Origin of the sequence: uncultured Eudoraea sp., assembly GCF_947260015.1 — a bacterium.
In the GTDB taxonomy this organism is placed as follows: domain Bacteria; phylum Bacteroidota; class Bacteroidia; order Flavobacteriales; family Flavobacteriaceae; genus Eudoraea.
The window spans coordinates 143343-161981 of record NZ_CAMYOM010000003.1; the positions used below are offsets into that span (position 1 = coordinate 143343).

Annotated in this window: 20 protein-coding genes, 1 tRNA gene and 3 pseudogenes; 13 read left to right on the forward strand and 11 right to left on the reverse strand. The window is 37.0% G+C overall.

Annotated features, from left to right (window positions below; all coding sequences use genetic code 11):
* Positions 1-74 precede the first annotated feature (74 nt).
* From Q0X66_RS02750 to Q0X66_RS02795, 10 genes are read left to right on the forward strand one after another with little or no spacing between them, the layout of a single operon-like run.
* The gene (locus tag Q0X66_RS02750) at positions 75-302 is read left to right on the forward strand and encodes a hypothetical protein (protein ID WP_297702955.1); all 228 of its coding nucleotides are present in this window, start codon (positions 75-77) and stop codon (positions 300-302) included.
* Positions 303-329: 27 nt separating this feature from the next.
* A complete protein-coding gene (locus tag Q0X66_RS02755) occupies positions 330-494 on the forward strand; it encodes a Lacal_2735 family protein (RefSeq protein WP_297702956.1) in 165 nt (54 codons plus the stop codon).
* Between the two features lie 14 nt (positions 495-508).
* Complete coding sequence (locus Q0X66_RS02760) at positions 509-919, forward strand: DUF2452 domain-containing protein (RefSeq protein WP_297703128.1); 411 nt, start codon at positions 509-511, stop codon at positions 917-919.
* A complete protein-coding gene (locus tag Q0X66_RS02765) occupies positions 919-1203 on the forward strand; it encodes a TIGR03643 family protein (RefSeq protein WP_297703130.1) in 285 nt (94 codons plus the stop codon). Before Q0X66_RS02760 ends, Q0X66_RS02765 begins: the two co-directional genes overlap by 1 nt.
* Entirely contained in the window at positions 1203-2321 is a 1119-nt protein-coding gene (locus Q0X66_RS02770) for an FAD-binding domain-containing protein (protein WP_297702957.1), read from the forward strand. Before Q0X66_RS02765 ends, Q0X66_RS02770 begins: the two co-directional genes overlap by 1 nt.
* On the forward strand, positions 2318-3778 hold the full coding sequence (locus Q0X66_RS02775) for a cryptochrome/deoxyribodipyrimidine photo-lyase family protein (protein WP_297702958.1): 1461 nt from the start codon (positions 2318-2320) through the stop codon (positions 3776-3778). Before Q0X66_RS02770 ends, Q0X66_RS02775 begins: the two co-directional genes overlap by 4 nt.
* Before the next feature lies 1 nt (position 3779).
* On the forward strand, positions 3780-4406 hold the full coding sequence (locus tag Q0X66_RS02780) for a flavin reductase (protein ID WP_297702959.1): 627 nt from the start codon (positions 3780-3782) through the stop codon (positions 4404-4406).
* Between the two features lie 3 nt (positions 4407-4409).
* The gene (locus tag Q0X66_RS02785) at positions 4410-4541 is read left to right on the forward strand and encodes a DUF2256 domain-containing protein (protein WP_297702960.1); all 132 of its coding nucleotides are present in this window, start codon (positions 4410-4412) and stop codon (positions 4539-4541) included.
* A complete protein-coding gene (locus Q0X66_RS02790) occupies positions 4542-6026 on the forward strand; it encodes a cryptochrome/photolyase family protein (RefSeq protein ID WP_297702961.1) in 1485 nt (494 codons plus the stop codon).
* A gap of 9 nt (positions 6027-6035) precedes the next feature.
* A complete protein-coding gene (locus Q0X66_RS02795) occupies positions 6036-6461 on the forward strand; it encodes a hypothetical protein (protein ID WP_297702962.1) in 426 nt (141 codons plus the stop codon).
* 97 nt (positions 6462-6558) lie between these two features.
* On the opposite strand, the pseudogene Q0X66_RS02800 reads toward Q0X66_RS02795, so the two are convergent.
* Positions 6559-6777 (reverse strand): annotated as a pseudogene (locus Q0X66_RS02800) (6-carboxytetrahydropterin synthase); the annotation flags it as partial.
* A 123-nt stretch (positions 6778-6900) separates the two neighbouring features.
* Between Q0X66_RS02800 and Q0X66_RS02805 the strand changes: the two are divergent.
* Entirely contained in the window at positions 6901-8157 is a 1257-nt protein-coding gene (locus tag Q0X66_RS02805) for an NAD(P)/FAD-dependent oxidoreductase (RefSeq protein ID WP_297702963.1), read from the forward strand.
* Between the two features lie 299 nt (positions 8158-8456).
* On the opposite strand, the gene Q0X66_RS02810 is transcribed toward Q0X66_RS02805, so the two are convergent.
* A tRNA-Leu gene (locus Q0X66_RS02810) sits at positions 8457-8538 on the reverse strand.
* 161 nt (positions 8539-8699) lie between these two features.
* Between Q0X66_RS02810 and Q0X66_RS02815 the strand changes: the two genes are divergently transcribed.
* On the forward strand, positions 8700-10091 hold the full coding sequence (locus Q0X66_RS02815; protein ID WP_297702964.1) for a dipeptidase: 1392 nt from the start codon (positions 8700-8702) through the stop codon (positions 10089-10091).
* A 157-nt stretch (positions 10092-10248) separates the two neighbouring features.
* Positions 10249-11291: pseudogene (locus Q0X66_RS02820) on the forward strand (DUF4407 domain-containing protein).
* Positions 11292-11329: 38 nt separating this feature from the next.
* Here the strand turns inward: Q0X66_RS02820 and Q0X66_RS02825 are convergent.
* The 9 genes and pseudogenes from Q0X66_RS02825 to Q0X66_RS02865 all read right to left on the reverse strand — a co-directional run bounded on the left by Q0X66_RS02825 (position 11330) and on the right by Q0X66_RS02865 (position 18634).
* Positions 11330-12331 carry a metal-dependent hydrolase gene (locus Q0X66_RS02825; protein ID WP_297702965.1) on the reverse strand — a complete coding sequence of 334 codons (1002 nt, stop codon included), beginning with the start codon at positions 12329-12331 and terminating at the stop codon, positions 11330-11332.
* A 3-nt stretch (positions 12332-12334) separates the two neighbouring features.
* Positions 12335-14107, reverse strand: a complete 1773-nt coding sequence (locus tag Q0X66_RS02830) for a DNA mismatch repair protein MutS (RefSeq protein WP_297702966.1) — start codon at positions 14105-14107, stop codon at positions 12335-12337.
* Between the two features lie 60 nt (positions 14108-14167).
* On the reverse strand, positions 14168-14527 hold the full coding sequence (locus Q0X66_RS02835) for an MmcQ/YjbR family DNA-binding protein (RefSeq protein WP_297702967.1): 360 nt from the start codon (positions 14525-14527) through the stop codon (positions 14168-14170).
* A 57-nt stretch (positions 14528-14584) separates the two neighbouring features.
* Positions 14585-14989 (reverse strand): Dabb family protein, encoded by a 405-nt coding sequence (locus Q0X66_RS02840; protein WP_297702968.1) that lies wholly within the window; start codon positions 14987-14989, stop codon positions 14585-14587.
* Between the two features lie 25 nt (positions 14990-15014).
* Positions 15015-15638 carry a DUF4230 domain-containing protein gene (locus Q0X66_RS02845; RefSeq protein ID WP_297702969.1) on the reverse strand — a complete coding sequence of 208 codons (624 nt, stop codon included), beginning with the start codon at positions 15636-15638 and terminating at the stop codon, positions 15015-15017.
* Positions 15639-15651: 13 nt separating this feature from the next.
* Positions 15652-15869 (reverse strand): annotated as a pseudogene (locus Q0X66_RS15905) (DUF4260 family protein).
* Positions 15870-15986: 117 nt separating this feature from the next.
* Complete coding sequence (locus Q0X66_RS02855; RefSeq protein WP_297702970.1) at positions 15987-16739, reverse strand: cyclase family protein; 753 nt, start codon at positions 16737-16739, stop codon at positions 15987-15989.
* Between the two features lie 18 nt (positions 16740-16757).
* Complete coding sequence (gene hemW, locus Q0X66_RS02860) at positions 16758-17891, reverse strand: radical SAM family heme chaperone HemW (RefSeq protein ID WP_297702971.1); 1134 nt, start codon at positions 17889-17891, stop codon at positions 16758-16760.
* Positions 17891-18634, reverse strand: coding sequence for a DUF3667 domain-containing protein (locus Q0X66_RS02865; protein WP_297702973.1), 744 nt, complete (start codon positions 18632-18634; stop codon positions 17891-17893). The genes hemW and Q0X66_RS02865 overlap by 1 nt, the downstream gene beginning before the upstream one ends.
* Positions 18635-18639: the final 5 nt, after the last annotated feature.

Sequence of the window (18639 nt, forward strand, 5' to 3'; positions counted from 1 at the left end):
ATATTTATTGGGCATTCGATTTTATTTTAATTTTTTGTTTGACTATATTTGTATAACTTTAAACAATATTAATTATGGACATTTTAAAAGAAGCATTTGCTTTAGAAAACGCCAAGATGAGCGGTATGACCACAAGTAATCGAGTTGAAACTTCCAGAGAGGCTAAACGCATCATTTTGGCCATCAATGAAATTTACAAGGAAACGAAGGATACAAGCCTGATGGATGTTATGAAGCGACTTACCGCAAAGAAGAAAAAAATTGATAAACGCCTGAAAGGCAGACAGCCCGATGCTTTCTAAAGAATACACTTTATATAAATTTAAAATATGATCGGACTATTTAAAAAGAAATCGGAAAAAGAAAAACTACAAGAGCAATATGCAAAACTCTTAAAAGAAGCACATGGTCTTTCTACCACAAATAGAAAGTTAAGCGACCAAAAAGTATTTGAAGCAGAAGAAGTGATGAAGCATCTAGAAAAATTAAAATAATCCTCATTTTGAGCATTGCAGAAAAGAAAAAACCAGATAATGTGGTTTTCAATGTAGCAAATCAAACCTATGAAGCCGCATTAAAACCCTATGCGACTAATGTTGGTGCCCCTGTAATTACAGCAACCGATACCCTTGCATGGAAAAATAGAAGTATCAATAAAGTAAATCATAAAGTTCAAACAAAATATCTGGAACTGAAAGCCGAATACGAAAAAATGATGGAAGAGTTTGAATACAACAACCTTATTTTCAGTGCAAAATTCTCGTTTGAGCCAATAATTGGAGAAACCTATCATTTATATAAAAGGGGAAATGGAGAATCGTTTCTTTCCATCATTGAGCCTGACCAATGCAGCTTCAATGCGCTAGGCAGTTTCTATTTAAATTCAGACCAGATTTGGGAAAAAACGGTACAACTTTGATTCAAGCTAGGGAATTCACAGAAAGAGAGTTAGACCGTATCATAGAGATGGCTTGGGAAGACCGTACTCCTTTTGAAGCCATACACTTTCAGTTTGGATTACCCGAAAAAGAAGTAATTAAACTTATGCGAGCCAATCTGAAGGAATCCAGTTTTAAACGCTGGCGTAAACGCGTAAACAGCGGCGTAAGTCAAAAACATTTAAAAAAGCGCAATCCAGATATTACGCGATTTAAATGTTCGCGACAAAAAGCTATTTCAGGAAATAAAATCAGTAAACGCTAATGAATGATTTGTTTGAAAATCAAATACCATTGTTTCCTACTACTTACAATGAAATAGAACAACGTATTCGCGATATCAATCCTCTAAAGTATGGTAAAACTAGAAATTTCATAGATGGTGCGGTAACACATCTATCACCCTATATTTCTCGTGGTGTTATTTCTACAAAACAGATTCTTTCCGAAATATTAAAACGAGGGCATCAACCTGAGGCTATTGAAAAATTCATTCAAGAACTCGCATGGCGCGACTACTGGCAACAAGTTTGGATTGCTAAAGGCGATGACATCAATTCGGATTTAAAAAATAAACAAAACCCTATTTCAAATACGGATATTCCAGAGGCTATTGCAAATGCATCTACAGGAATTGAAGCCATAGATACCGCCATTACAAACTTTTACAGTACCGGGTATTTGCACAATCATCTAAGAATGTACATAGCATCCATAGCTTCCAATATAGGTCAATCACACTGGAAGCTTCCAGCCCAATGGATGTATTTTCATTTGCTTGACGCGGATTGGGCAAGCAACGCCCTAAGTTGGCAATGGGTGGCAGGATCCAACAGTAACAAGAAATATTATGCTAATCAAGATAACATCAACAAATACGCTTATACCGATCAAAAAGGCACTTTTTTAGATGTGCCGTACGAAACATTCCACACCCTTGAAATTCCAGAGGTATTATTGGCTACCACTGCTCTTGAACTAACAACAACATTGCCCCTATCAAAGGGTATTTCAGTAAGTGATACACTACCAACACTGCTCTATAATTTTTATAATTTAGACCCTTGTTGGAAAAATGACATCGAAGCAAACAGAATCCTATTGTTAGAACCATCGCATTTCAAGCACTATCCAGTTTCACAGAACTCGATGGATTTTGTGTTGGCGCTTTCAGAAAATATCGAGAACATTCAAATATACGTTGGCGAGTTCGATGAATTGGTAGCCGCATACCCGTTGTTTAACATCCATTACAAAGAACATCCACTAAATGGGCATTATAAGGGCACGGAAGAGCCTAGAGATTGGATGTTCGATATCAAAGGGTATTACCCATCATTCTTTGCCTTTTGGAAGAAGTGTAAAAAACAACTGACCTATTGAAAAGGGATGCCGTCAATATCGTTTGGTTAAAACGTGATCTTCGTTTGCAAGACCATGAACCTCTTTTTATGGCCGAGCAAGCAAGTATTCCGTATCTAATTATCTACATGTTCGAGCCATCCCTTATCAAGCATCCAGATATAAGTTTAAGGCATTTACAGTTTGTATATCACTCTTTAATGGCTATGAACAAAAGTCTAGAGCGGTTTAAAAGGCAAGTAGCCATTTTCTGCGGAGAGGCGACGGATGTTTTCAATTTTCTAAATGAGAAGTTCGATATAAGAAACTTGTATAGTTTTTGCGAAAGCGGCACGCAAATCACTTGGCAGCGTGACAAACAAATTGCTGAATTTTGCAAGCAAAACAACATCTTGTGGCAAGAATCGCAACGCGACGGGATTATACGCGGTATTAAAAACAGGGATAATTGGAATAAGCAATGGCATTTAACCATGCATCGGCCCATAGTACTGAATACCTATTCAGTCTCTAAAATAGGTGTTCTAGAGCATTCATTTACCTTACCTTCAAAATTAGCAGCGCAACTACAGGCATACCCAAAACAATACCAACCTGCGGGCGAACAAAACGCATGGCGTTATTTGCATTCTTTTACCACTCAAAGAGGGTTCAACTATCAAAAGCATATTTCTAAACCTACCGAAAGCAGAACTGCTTGCAGCAGATTGTCTCCTTATTTCGCTTGGGGAAATTTGAGTATTAAGCAAGCTTTTCAATACATCGGTACACATCCCAACGGCACAAAAAACAGCAGGGCATTTTCTGCAATGCTTAACCGATTACATTGGCATTGTCATTTTATACAGAAGTTCGAGATGGAATGTAGCTATGAAACCCAATGCATCAATAAAGGCTTTGAATTATTGCCACACAACAAAAATGAGGTGTTTATTAAAGCGTGGAGAATGGGCATGACTGGTTATCCGCTCATTGATGCGTGTATGAGAGCTGTGGAACAGACAGGATGGATCAATTTTAGAATGCGCGCTATGGTAGTTTCATTTTTAACGCTCAATCTAGACCAAGATTGGCGTGATGGAGCGTATCATCTCGCTCGGCAGTTCTTAGATTATGAGCCAGGTATACATTATCCGCAATTTCAAATGCAGGCGGGTACAACGGGTATCAATACCGTACGCCTTTACAATCCCGTAAAAAACTCACAAGAACACGATCCTAAAGGTATTTTTATAAAAAAATGGGTGCCAGAACTTATGAATGTTTCTGAAACCCATATTCACGAACCTTGGAAAATGACCGCCATGGAACAAACCTTTTGTAATGTAAGTATTGGTGTTGACTATCCATTACCGATTTTAGATTTAAAAGAAAGCGCACGAGTGGCCAGAGAAAAAATATGGGGACACAAAAAACATCCTGCAGTCCAAAAAGAGAAAAAACGTTTATTGCAAAAGCACGTAAATAAAAATAACTAAGATGCACTATAGCAAACAGGACATAGCGGATTTGGATAGTATCACAAGGCTCAAAATCATTAATTCGGTCACCGGCATCAAGCCCGCAAATTTAATAGGAACCTTAGACAAGGATGGCAACACCAATCTTGCCGTATTTAGCTCCCTGGTTCATCTGGGAAGTAACCCCGCACTATTAGGCTTTATTTGTAGACCACAAACAGAAGAGGTGGGGCATACACTTGAAAATATAAAGGAAAACGGCCTGTATACCATCAATCACATTCATCCTGAGTTTATCGAACAGGCACATTATACCTCAGCGAAATTTGATAAGAACATTTCAGAATTTGCACGATGTGGGCTTACAGAGGCATATGAAAATGGCTTTGTAGCACCTTTTGTTAAAGAGAGTTACCTAAAAATGGGAATGCGTTTTAAAGAGGCTATTGCTATTCCTTTAAATGGAACGATGCTCATTATAGGTGAAATACACCATTTAATACTCCCTGAAACGGGAATGAACGATGGTGATATAGATTTAGAGCAAACCAAAAGTGTAGGTATTTCAGGATTGAATAGCTACTATGAAGTAAAGAAAATAGCAAAATATCCATATGTAAGAGTGAATGAAGTGCCAGAATTTTAAGAAATGAAAAAGCAGCATCTCCCAGAAAAAATATGTGTGGTATGCCAACGGCCCTTCGCTTGGCGAAAGAAATGGGAAACGAACTGGGAGGCCGTTAAATATTGTAGCGAACGTTGCAGAAGAAATAAAGCATAAATGAAAAGTGTACATCTTGTTTTTCCGCATCAGCTTTTCAAAGTCTCACCACTTTTTGAGGTAGCATCGCCTATATACATAATTGAAGAATTCTTGTTTTTTAAACAGTATCCGTTTCACAAACAGAAAATAGCATTTCACAGAGCTACGATGAAAGCCTATGAGGCATTTTTGAAATCTAAAAAAATAGAAGTTCTTTATATAGAAGCTACCAGTGCTATTGCAGATATACGAAAGCTCATTCCGGAATTGAAACGCCAAGGCATTGCGCATATCAATTACATCGACCCTGTAGACACTTGGTTGGATAGACGCATATGTAGTTCTTGTGCAAAACATAATATAACCACTACGGTTTTCGATTCGCCTTTGTTTTTAAATACCAAAGAAGAACTTTCCACTTTTTTCCGAAGCGATAAGAAAAAATACCACCAAACTTCCTTTTATACAGAACAACGAAAAAAGCGAAATATCCTTATCGAACCTGATGGAAAACCCACTGGTGGAAAATGGACTTTTGATACTGAAAACCGAAAGAAGTTTCCGGCAAACAAAACGCCTCCATCCATTAAATTTCCTGATGTAGACAATTTTTATACCGAAGCTTTAGCGTATACAGAAACGAACTTTTCAAACCATTTGGGAAGTCTTACGGAGCATTGCCTGTATCCAACTAATTTTGAAACAGCAGACGCTTGGTTTCAACAGTTTTTAGAATACCGTTTTATGGAATTTGGTGTCTATGAAGATGCCATTGTAGCGGAGCAATCAATCCTCAACCATAGCGTGCTAACGCCTATCTTAAATGTCGGATTAATTACGCCCAAGGAGATTGTAGAAATGAGTTTAGCGTATTCTGAAAAAAATAATGTCCCGATTAATTCTACCGAAGGTTTTATACGCCAGATAATAGGTTGGCGCGAGTTCATTAGGGGCATCTACGAAAGTCGTGGTAGTGATGAACGCACACAAAACTTTTGGGGCTTTACCAAAAAGATTCCACCGTCCTTTTATGACGGTAGTACTGGAATTTATCCTGTAGATCAAACCATTAAAAAAGTATTGAAAACAGGCTATTGTAATCACATCGAACGCTTAATGGTTTTGGGTAATTTTATGGTGCTTTGTGAATTCGACCCAGATGAAGTATATCGCTGGTTTATGGAGCTGTTTATCGATTCGTATGATTGGGTAATGGTACCCAATGTGTATGGAATGAGCCAATTTGCAGATGGCGGGCTAATGGCTACCAAACCATATATAAGTGGCAGTAATTATCTAATGAAGATGAGCAACTACAAAAAAGGCGGGTGGCAACAGATTTGGGACGGACTCTTTTGGCGTTTCATGGATACACACCGTTCCTTTTTTCTACAAAACCCAAGATTGGGAATGCTTGTACATATGTTCGATAAAATGACGGAGGAGAAAAAGGACATACATCTTAAAAATGGTGAGGAATATCTTAAGGATTTAAATTTTTAAAACATAAGGATGGTATTTAACACAACTTACAACAACGAAGATTACAAGATAGAAAGCACGGGTTTAGTAGGTAAAAAATTCTCTTTACTGCAACGAATCAAACAAGGCGGTATTGGTTCGAGTAGACTTATAATTTATAAAACGAGTCCTAAATTAAATCTTGGGAAACTGAAATTTTCAGAGCTCGATTATGGCAATATTGAATTACGCCCAAAAGGCGTCATTGTACATTATACTTGTAAATTAGAACGTTTTTCGTGGATTATTCCTTATTATCGTTTGGTCATCTATAATGCACAGTCTTTTAGCATTCACGCCAATGGAAACTTCATCCAGTTTTTAAAAAACAAAAACTACATTGAAAACAAAAAATTTATAGATAGAATGGTTCAGCTTAAAAACGATTTTTTACAGCTGGAATATTATGATTATTAAAACACTTGAACAAACTTCTAAAACGAAAAACCTTATCTGAAATATTTGAAGAAGAAGAAAAAACCACGATGTCTTATTTAATGGATTTTGGATTTTCCTTTATGAGATCAGAAAGAATTTTTGTGTCAATGACATAGCCCGTTTCTGGGTCACATTCTCCAATGACTTTTACTTCTAATTCATAATTATGTCCATGATAATTCGGGTTGTTACATTTTCCAAAGATTTCTTCGTTCTTTGTGTCACTCCATCTTTTAATATGTAATCTATGGGCCGCATTAAAATGTTGGCAACGCACTATTGAAGTTTTATTCATTTGTAACATTTATGAAATAAAAAGTATTTTATATTTTGTTTAAAAATAAATATATAATGTTAAACATAAATTAAATACACTAATTTTGAAAATGACACAGCATAAGCGAAGACTAAAAAGAAAATGAAAAAAAAAGATTTTAATCTACATATCATTGGTGCGGGAGTAAGTGGTCTAATAGCGGCAAAGGTTCTAGAAGCCAATGGCTTTTGCCCGATTATAATAGAAGCGACCGAAAGAGCGGGTGGTCGTGTAAAGACAGATGTTATAGAAGGGTGTCATTTAGACAGGGGGTTTCAAGTATTATTGACGGCATACCCAGCAGCCCAGAAATACCTTGATCTAGATGCTTTGGATTTACAGAAATTCACCCCTGGCGCCGCCATATTCAATGGAGGCAGGCAATCTATAATCGGAGATCCTTCAAGAGATGTATCTTTGTTGTTTTCAACATTAGTCTCTCGCATTGGAACAATGACGGATAAGCTTAAGGTGCTTAAGTTGAACAAACTTCTACAACGAAAAACCTTATCTGAAATATTTGAAGAAGAAGAAAAAACCACGATGTCTTATTTAATGGATTTTGGATTTTCCTTCCAAATGATAAATCAATTCTTCAAACCTTTCTTTTCAGGTATTTTTCTTGAGCCAAGCCTACATACTTCAAGTAGGATGTTCGAATTTGTATATAAAATGTTTGGTGAGGGTTCTGCCGCACTACCTAAGTTGGGCATGGAGGCTATTCCAAGGCAATTAGCAAAAAGTTTGACAAGAACTGAATTTAAATATAATACAATGGTAAGTTCTATTAAAGATGGTGAGATACTTTTGACCAATGGTGAAAGCCTAAAAAGTGATTTCACAATTGTAGCCACGGATGCCAGTAACCTGATTCAAAACCTAAATAGACAGTCTACCAAATGGAAATCCTGTGATACCTTATATTTCGAAACCAAAACCCGCGTTATCGATAAACCCCTAATAGGTCTTATAACAGATTCAGGGGCACTGATTAACAATATTTTCTTCCATACTAGTTTAGAGATGGCTACCAAACCACAAACTGAGTTACTTTCGGTAACTGTTGTCAAAAATCACGATTTATCGAATGAAGCTTTAATATCTCGTGTTCAAAGAGAACTCAGAGACCATTGTGGTATCAATTCATATAAATTTTTAAAGCATTATTCTATTCCAATGGCTTTACCTGAATTGAAGAACATTCAATATGAGGTTCCTCCATCGGAGACACATTTAACATCCGGTATCTTTTTAGCAGGTGACGCGCAGCTCAATGCTTCATTAAATGCTGCAATGATTTCTGGAGAAAGAGCAGCTTTAGGGGTTGTAGAAACCATTAATAATTCTATTCTTTTTTAAAAGATAATTAAAATACCCAAAAATAGGGAAGCCTTCAATTTAGAATGTTATTATAGTTCACATTTCAATTCATGGACAAAACATAATTTTCTCAATAGTCTCGTAAAACCAACCATTTGTGGGACGCTATCAAACCATTATTTTTGTGATTTTAAAGAGGTTTCAAGGTCATTTGACGCAAAAGTCGGCTTTCTTTAGTTGTATAGGCAGAGAGACTTCCCGCTTTTAGCCGGATAAACTTCTCCCCTCTCCGTCTTTCATAAAAAAACCCATCCAAAAATGGATGGGCCTTTACTTCGTACAGGCGGAGAGACTCGAACTCTCACACCTTTCGGCACTAGATCCTAAATCTAGCGTGTCTACCAATTCCACCACGCCTGCATTACCCGTCCTGATAGCTTCTCTTTCCCAATTCTATGGAAAAGGAACTATCAGTATTATGGGGTTGCAAATATAAAGCAAAATTTCAATTTAAAAATAATCGAAGTTTAAAATTATCAACCTTCTTTTCGTAAATTTAATCATTCTTCAAATTTTTGATAATGCAAAACATAAAGGCTTACCTGGAACAACACAAAGAACGTTTTATAAATGAGCTCATACAGCTTTTGAAAATGCCATCTGTTAGTGCAGATTCTGCTTATTCTCAGGATGTTCTTGATACTGCTGAGGCATTTGCCACTTCTTTAAAAAATGCCGGTTGTGATCTTGTTGAGATTTGTGAAACTCAGGGATATCCGATCGTTTATGGAGAAAAAACAATTGATAAGAATCTACCAACGGTTCTGGTATATGGCCATTATGACGTACAACCCCCGGATCCATTAGATCTATGGGATTCCCCACCTTTTGACCCGGTTATTAAAAAAACGGAACTCCACCCTGATGGTGCTATTTATGCCCGTGGAGCCTCTGATGATAAGGGACAGGTATATATGCATGTAAAAGCGCTTGAATTTATGGTTGCAAACAATGAGCTTCCGTGCAACGTTAAATTTATGATTGAGGGGGAAGAAGAAGTAGGAAGCGAAAGCTTGTCGGACTTTGTTAAAGAGAATCATGCAAAACTGGAAAATGATATTATATTAATTTCAGATACCGGAATGATCGCTAATGATGTTCCTTCAATAACGACAGGTCTTAGAGGATTGAGTTATGTGGAAGTGGAAGTAACGGGACCAAACAGGGATTTACATTCGGGATTGTATGGAGGAGCAGTTGCCAATCCAATCAACATCCTAACAAAAATGATTGCCTCTTTGCATGATGAAAATAATCATATTACCATTCCCGGATTTTATGATAAGGTAGATGAACTCACCGGAGAGGAGCGCAACGCCATGGAAAAAGCACCCTTTAACCTGGCGGCATATAAAGCGGCGCTGGACATTGATGATGTCTATGGTGAATCTTCGTATACAACAAATGAAAGAAACTCTATAAGACCTACACTTGATGTGAATGGCATCTGGGGTGGTTATACAGGAGAAGGCGCAAAAACTGTTATTGCGAGCAAGGCACATGCAAAAATCTCCATGCGGCTCGTACCCCATCAGGACTGGCATGAGATCACTCAACTTTTTAAAACCCATTTTGAAAATATTGCACCTGCCGGAGTAAAGGTGAAAGTTATTCCTCACCACGGCGGCGAAAGTTATGTAACGCCCATAGACAGTATAGGTTACCAGGCAGCCAGTAAGGCTTATGAGTCAACATTTGGAAAAGTTCCGGTACCCAAGAGAAACGGGGGTAGCATCCCCATTGTCCCCTTATTTGAAAAGGAGTTAGGAACTAAGTCCATCTTAATGGGTTTTGGACTGGACAGTAATGCCATTCATTCTCCGAATGAGCATTTTGGAGTATGGAATTTTTTAAAAGGAATTGAAACTATACCATATTTCTATAAATACTATACGGAACTTCTTTCTAAGTAAATTCGGATTTGAGAAACAGCCCAAATTGTTCAAAAATGTTGAGGGAAAATTCCTGGAATTCATAAAACCTTCTTAATGAGGCATTTTTATTTCGATATAGTGTAACAAATCTATGCAAATTGCGTTCTAACCATTAGAATCAAAAACGAACACTATAATGATACGACGCTTTTTTATCCTCTGTTCCGGAGCGGACACGGGCATTCTCGAATCCTGTTCTTCAGGAGAACAAAACAAATACGCCGGCATAGGTGCTACTGTTTTTTTTACCGCTGTAATGGCATTTATTGCAGGTAGTTACGCACTATACACTGTATTTGACAACGTTTATACCGCCATCTTTTTTGGCCTTATCTGGGGCCTTTTAATTTTTAACCTGGACCGGTTTATTGTTTCCACTATTAAAAAAAGAGACAGCATTAAAAGTGAATTTTTACAGGCTACCCCCAGGATAATTCTGGCAGTCATTATTGCCGTGGTAATCTCCAAGCCTTTGGAAATGAAAATTTTCGAAAAGGAAATCAACCAGGTTTTATTGGAACAAAAAAACGAACTCACTCTGGCAAATAAAGCACAGATTGCTCAGCAATACACTCCGGTGGTTGCAAGCCTAAATGAGGATATTGGATCACTTAAGAATGAGATAAATATAAAAGAGGCTGAAACAAACGCCCTGTACGACACCTATATTTCAGAGGCGGAAGGCAGAGCAGGTACATATTGGAATTAATACAGTTAAAGGAAGCAAATGCAAATAAAATAGCTGGTATAGAAACCCAGATCGTCGGGCTTAATACAGAATATTCTCAGGCAGTTGATGATTCTCAACCCATTATCGACGGATTTGATGGTCTAATGGCCCGTATAAGTGCGCTTGGTGAACTTCCATGGTTTCCATCCTTCTTTATTTTCCTTTTATTCCTTGCAATAGAAACATCACCTATAATAGTAAAACTTCTGGCACCTAAAGGGCCATATGACCTTAAGTTGGAAGATGAGGAAAGCGCCGTAGAGACCTGGGTGATGCAAAAAGTGTTGCAACGGCAAAAAATCCTGGCCACAGACACTTCGCTGAATGAAAAAATATATGGTGAAATAGCTGAAGAAGAAGCCGTTTACGCGTATAAAAAGCAGAAAGCCGAAGAGTTATTACGGTTACAGGCAGATACCTTTCATGATCTGCAGATAAAAAGCTTATAAGAAATCATAACCAATAATAAGATTTAGGAAATCGGGGATTAGTTGCCCCAGATTCTCGCCCATAATTCTATAAGAACGTTTTGCGCGTCTTCTTTGAATTTTGGGGTTTCCTCAACTATGACCTCATTATTTAATTTAAACAGCTTATAACTAAAAGCAAATTTGGGATCAATGGGATTTAAGCTTATCAAACCAAAACGAAGATCATTAAAAAGTAAGATTTGTTCCTTGTGAGAAATAGTATACCAGCCTTCTGCTATTTTGATGAGGCGATGGATTTTGTCTTCGCTAGCGAGTTCTCCCAATAGAGCGTGGTTTTTAGGGTAGGCCCTGAATACAATTGGCTTGGTATCAAACAATGAGTATTCTCCTATTAAATATTCTTTTCCTGTATCTACATTTGCATTCCATAGTATTGAATTAAATGGGGTTGGCCTGGTTTGAATCTGCTCATAAGCAATTTCTTGATCCTCCAAATTATCAGTAAATTTCTTATATGTAATTCCCTTCAATAGTAAGGTTACCACTAGATAGCCGCTACTAACAATAAGACCCATTCGATTATACTTTCTTCTGGCCGGTGACAGCCTGTGTTGTCTCATAGTCAGAATCAGGAAAAACAGAAAAGGAAACGTATATAATGGATCTATTACAAAAATATTCTGAAAAGCCAAGCGCAGGTCAAAAGGCCAAAAAAGCTGTGTGCCCCAGGTGGTAAAGGAATCCAAAATAGGATGTGTAAACAAACCCCAAAACATAAGTTTGGACCATTGCTGCCAGCTTATGCCGGATTTTTTCTCAATTTTAGAAATCAGCCAACCGAAAATAGGTGCAAAAAGAAGGCTGAACAGAATAGAATGACTAAACCCCCTGTGCCATTCTGTATAGGTAACCGTGTCTACAAAATAGCGACTTAAGACATCAAGATCAGGAATAGTACCGGCAATAGCACCATAGAGCATAGCCTTATTCCCCACCTTTTTACCAAGTACCACCTCGCCAACGGAGGCACCTAAAACTATTTGTGTTAGTGAATCCATATACTATTCAACTATATTCATTTTCTTCAACAAAAATGAAGCATTCATGTTTTGACAAATGCCTTTTTTAAACTTATAATCAAAATGCAATTCATCATTTACAATTGCAGCATCAAAATAGTAGTTATCAACCTTTTCCAAACTTTTGGCTACCTTACAAAGACTTAAATCATGAGTCGCAATCAGACCGGTTGAATTGGAACTGACTAACTTTTCAATAAACTTTCTAGAACCTATGGCTTTATCAGTGCTGTTAGTTCCCTTTAGAATTTCATCCAACACAATAAAGTATTCATCTTCCTTAATGTTATCAATAATAAACTTTAAGCGTTTAAGTTCAGAAAAAAAGTAGGATTCATGCTCTGTCAAAGAATCTACAGTGCGCATACTGGTAATCAGTTTTATGGGTTGGTAGAACAACGAGGCAGCACATACCGGTAAGCCCATATTGGCCATAACAATCTGAAGGGAGATAGTTCGCAGAAATGTACTCTTACCCGCCATATTTGCGCCGGTAATTACAAAGAATTCTTCCCTGGAAATTTTAAAATTATTTGTTACCCCTTCCGATGGGTCCAGCATTGGATGTGAGACATCTACGGCCTCTATGATAAGATCATTTTTTGATATTTCTGGAAAAGTATAATCGGGGTGATTAAAAGCAAAATTACCCAGGCTGCTATAAGCATCAAAAAAAGCGATGGCATTGAGCCATTGTCCAACCTGGTCGCCATGACGACTAATCCATTTTTCTATAGCATAACAATACCTTAAATCCCATAACAAAAACCCATTTGCCACAATACCAAAAATCATATTATTCCTATGGTCGAAGGCATTTAGCATCTGGGAGAATTGTTTTAAAACTTGCGAAACCTTAACTCCTTCCTCAAGAATATTGTCCTTTTCATGATTCAAATATCCGGATTGGAATTCTATATTCTCCAAAAGTAAAATCAGTTTTTGATATTGTTGAAAACTGCTCTGTGCTTTAGATATCTTCTGGGATAACACATTTATCCTGCGTAAATATCTCCCCCCAATACCGAGTCCTATAAAAAACCACAACAGCAACCCCCATCCCGAAACATAATTGAAGTAATAGAGCCCAATAACTGCCAGTGAGAAAATAGAAAACACCGTGGGTAACCATTTCATCAGATTAGGAACGAATGACTGATACGTTTTCAGCCCTCTTATTAAACTAGCCGACGAGACTTCCGTTTTTATCAATTTGGCAACTGCCGAAAAATCCTGCCTCCATTCTGCTAAAAAGCCCAATTCTTTAATAGCATCTTGTTTTTCTATGACCTTTTCAATGCTGTTTTCAGTTAACAAGTCTGCCAGGGTTTGGCCGCCTTCCGACAGGGATGTTCGGTTGCAATATTGGTAAAAAGATCCCTTGCCGAAAAGATCTATATCCTGACTATAAAAATGTGCTTGGTCTAAGAATTCATTTCCATCCGGGAGCTGATAAAATTTCCGACCCAATACCTGCAGCTCCGTTTCATTAATGGAGATCAAGGCCAGCAATTTATTTTTTTGGTACGACAGGTCGCTATGTCTTGAAACCAAATAAAGAAAAAGTATTGCCGCAAAAAGAACAATTAAAAGAATGTAATTTGAGTTGTCATAAAACAGGTATATCCCTAAAATTGCAAGGACAAAAACCGTCAACCTAACCATACTGGAGACCCATAATTGCCGTTTCACCTGAACATGCTGCTTACTCAATTTGTCTTTTCTTTCTTTGTAGAACGTGATGGGATTAAGCATATAAACTAGCTCTTTGAATTGAGGTGGTAAAGATATGGTATTCTCAAAGGGATATAAAGATTAAATCATACCCTCGAGCGCAGATTTTTGTTTTTTGGTTAGCTTAGAAACTACCAATTCGTAAGAATGATTCACAAGTTCTGATATCAGTTTAGTGGGCAACTGTTCCAGAAACAATGTGTTCCAATGCACTTTGCTCATATGATAGCCGGGGGTTATAATTCCATCATAGGTTTCCCGCAGCTCAATGGCCCTTTCCGGGTCACATTTTAAATTTACCTGAGATGGAATCCTTTCAAGCGGGGCTATTGAAAAGATTTTACCCATTACCTTGAATACCAGAGTTTCTGCATCAAAAGGAAATTCTTCTGTAACCCCTTTTTTTCGCAAACAAAGCTCTCTGAATTCTTCAATGTTCATTTATCCAAAGTTCAGCTAAAAAATAATACTATACAGATCTGGTGTCGGCCGTGAAACTTATAGTTTGATTCCTTCAGAATCATAAACGACCACTTTTTTCCAAAGACTTTGAGCTTCGTCTATAAAATTCTCATGCGCTTTTTCTTTTTGGTATTTCTCCTGTTCCTTGGCATTTTTAAAACTTACGATTAAGGTATATGTAAAAGAATCATCTACCACATCCCTGGTAGCGGTCGGAGGTTTACCAAAATATTGAGTGTTTGCATGTTTTGATTTCTTCATAAGCTTTTTCAACGCTTTTTCAAATTGCTTTTGGTCATCCTTATTGTCGGGATTGTTGAGCCAGAAGTTAACGACGTGTACAAATCCTGGGTCTAAATTTTTCATATGTTTATCTGCCGCCTGGCCGAATGTTGTTCCGGAGATTACCAAAAGTGTTATAATACATATCGTTTTTTTCATTTGAGTATGATTTAAAGTTATTATTTTATTTTTCAATAAAAGGTTTTTTATGGTCGCTTAATTCCAAAGTCGAGTAATCTAATTTCCACCCGATGGTTTCAACAATTTTCTCGATCAATAAAACAGCTTCCAAAGCTTCCCGCCGGGCTGTATCCATGAGCCCGCTTTCAGGAATTTTCTCCATGACATGTTTTTTAGCTTCCTGGTTTAGGGCCGTCAGATCTTTTGGAGTAAATGAATTGAAAAGCCCATTTTTTATATCGTAAAATTCAAGCTCCGGTTGAATTGAAAGCACTTCCGGCTGAGGAAAGTTAGTAAGAATTATTTTCTTTTTATCCGTATCAGCGTGCATTAATACTTTTTTAAGATCGTAACCTATTTGAGCTTTTGCATTAATTACTATCAGGGCCTTTTTCTTGCTGCTAAGCAAGCTCATAAAGTGTTCCCGGGTATTTTCATATTTGTATATCTCTGCAAAATCACCTTCCACAGATATCAATTTACAAACGCTTTTTATCTTTTCCAATATTATTGTGGATTGATGCTCTGTGAGTTCTTTGCTCCTCTTTATTCGAAATAAGGAGTACATCCAATACATTAAGATTGCTCCTAGTATTAATCCAAAAAAAAGTTCAAAAATACTATCCATAGTTCTTCCCCACTTATACTAAATACGTATACTTAAATCCTTTCTCATATTTTAAATCATATTCGAAGGCTCTATCCATAGAGGAATGAGAAAATGATATTATCCGGATTCCTTCTAACAAAGAAAGTGAAAAATATGCTCTTAAAATATAATAACTATCACCAAACCTTCAAGATGAAAGATATTATATGCAACAGCTCCAATTTTATTTCCTGAAATATATCCCAACATTCCAATATCGGGAGCCAATAAAAAAAACAAAAAATCACAACCAGGAAAAAGGCAGGAAGGTAAAAAGATAGAATCCAAATCCTAACATTGCCCATTCCTCTAACTTGATAAGAGTTTTCATGACTCTATAGGTTTAAATAAGACGGGCCTGCTTGGCGTAGCATCATTTTCAAATGGGGCCAGTTGCAAATTCAAAATATAAGTACCGTCCTTAATAGAATTATTTACATAAATAAATTCTGTAATAGTTGCCTTGGTTCTCAAATTGCCTTCAACTTGCCAGAAAGCCCTATGGGCCAGAAGCGCTCCATTGTCCTTTTCCTTGTCTATAGAAGGGAGGTCTATGAGCAAGTGATTTATTCCCCTATCTACTAAATATTGAGCTGCTTCTTCTAATAAATAGGGTGGGTTTGTATTGGAATATTTCCTTGATAATTTTTCTTGAAGATTAGGTAAGGTTCTGATGATGAGCGATTCACATTTTTTATTTCCAATCACATATTGAATTTGCTTCCTGGAGACTACCAAATCATTCTGATATTTTTCCGGGGCGATGGTGACCACCTCAGCTAGGAAAAAATAGTCTGACAATTGCTTATTTATGGAATAGCTCTCTTCTGTGATATGCCCAATACATTCTGTATGAGTCCCATGTGCATGAGGATTAAAACTGATATCGTTAAAATTAGTAGATGATCCTTCAGAAACTTTCCCAATAAAACCTTCTTCTGTATGAGGTTCTATTATAGGTGAATCCAGATTCCAGGCCCTCACATTCGATTCATTGCCCCTCAATGGAATCGAAATATCCAGAGGCTTAGACAAATCTATCTTGTATTCTTTGCTACTATGTTTTATTCGTGCGAGCATGGTTTCTAATCAAAATTCTTATTTCAATTTAATCATAAATAAATCACTTGCAATCCCATCACATAAAAACTTTCCTTTTTTAGTAACACATAACTTGTCCCCATCAGTAAAGAGCAATTCTTCTTTTAAATGTTTATCTGATTGCTGCAATAGGTATTCATAATACGAATTGCCGAATTCTGTTTGAATTTTGTAAAGTGAAATCCCCCAAATTGTACGCAAGCCAGTCATCACATATTCGTTATATCTGTCGGTTTTGGTTAGTGTTTCTTCCTCTAATGGGAGGAGCTTCTGATTAATCGACTTTATATATTTTGAATTATTATTGATATTCCATCCTCTTTTAATCCCATTATATGAATGTGCAGAAGGACCTATCCCTATATACTTTTCCCCTTGCCAATATGCGGTGTTGTTCTTTGAAAAATAGCCTTTTTTTCCAAAATTGGAAATTTCATAATTAACGTATCCTTCACCCTCTAAAAGATCGAGCAGTATATAAAACTGCTGTTGCGTTATTTCATCATCAACATCCGGAATTACCCCCTTTTCTATAAAAACCTTTAATGCTGTTTTGGGTTCCACGGTCAATGCGTAGCTTGAAATATGAGGCAAACTATAGGATAGTGCTTTGGCGATATTCTCCTCCCAGCGATCATTCGTCATCCCGGGTATTCCGTAGATAAGGTCAATAGAAATATTATCAAAATGTTTTTTGGCTTCCCTAAGACAGAGCTCTGCTTCATTCGCGTTATGCGCCCTGTTCATTAATTTTAAATCCTGATCAAAAAAGGATTGTATGCCAATACTTAATCTGTTGATAGACGAATCCCTGAGTTCTTTAATTTTGATTACCGACAAATCATCAGGATTAGCTTCCAATGTAATTTCAGGCGCTTCAATCACCTTATAGTTCCTGTAAACTGCATCCACCAAGTACTGAATTTCGGCTATTTGCAATACAGATGGAGTTCCGCCACCAAGATATATGGTTCCTATCTCCTCTTTCTTAAACGCCTCCTTTCTCAATATCAACTCCTGCTCCAGAGCCAAAATCAACTGGTTTTTTTTAGCCAGGTTAGTGGAAAAGTGAAAGTCACAATAATAACAGGCCTGTTTGCAAAATGGAATGTGTATGTAGATGCCAGCCATTAACTATTTTGAAATAAAACTATAAGATAAGACAACCCATAACTTATTGCCACGTATGAAATGTAGGAAAGTATAAATACCAAAATAGATTTTAGAATTGTAGCTATTCTTTTTGTTTGTATAAAGGACACCATTGAATATATAAAATATACTAACATTACCAGCATGCCTAAGGGCTGCAATTCTTTTTTCCCCCAAACTACCAAAAACATGTTTAGGGTAGTGAATAAGGTATACATGCCGGTTAAATAAAATGATACCGCTAAAAATTCTGCAAGGGTATATTTCTTATAAAAGAATAGTTTGGAAAATAAGGCTAATGTAAACGGAAAAAAAAAGAGTAATTTATCTATGTTAAATAACATAAAATCACGTGCCTTGGTTAAAAGTTGACCATCCTGGGTGTCTTCAACTACAACTACGGTATCGCTAAAAGGGTCAAAACCAATCGCAGAACGAATAAGGAGATATGCTACTGTGGTAAGTATAAAAAAGGCAACCGGCTTGTAATATTTCTTCCGCTTGCCCTCAAGATACTCCCTTAATACAATACCGGGATTTACCAAGAGGAGTTTTAAAGTGATAAAAAGCGGTGCATTTACTGAGAAAGCAGCATCCATAAAGTCGTGGATAGTTTCCTTAAAACTAACCTTATAAACCGATGTCCGCTGCCCACAATGTGCGCAAAAGGAATCTTTTGTTATTGCACCACAATTCTTGCAATATTTGGAGTCTGAAGTCAATACTA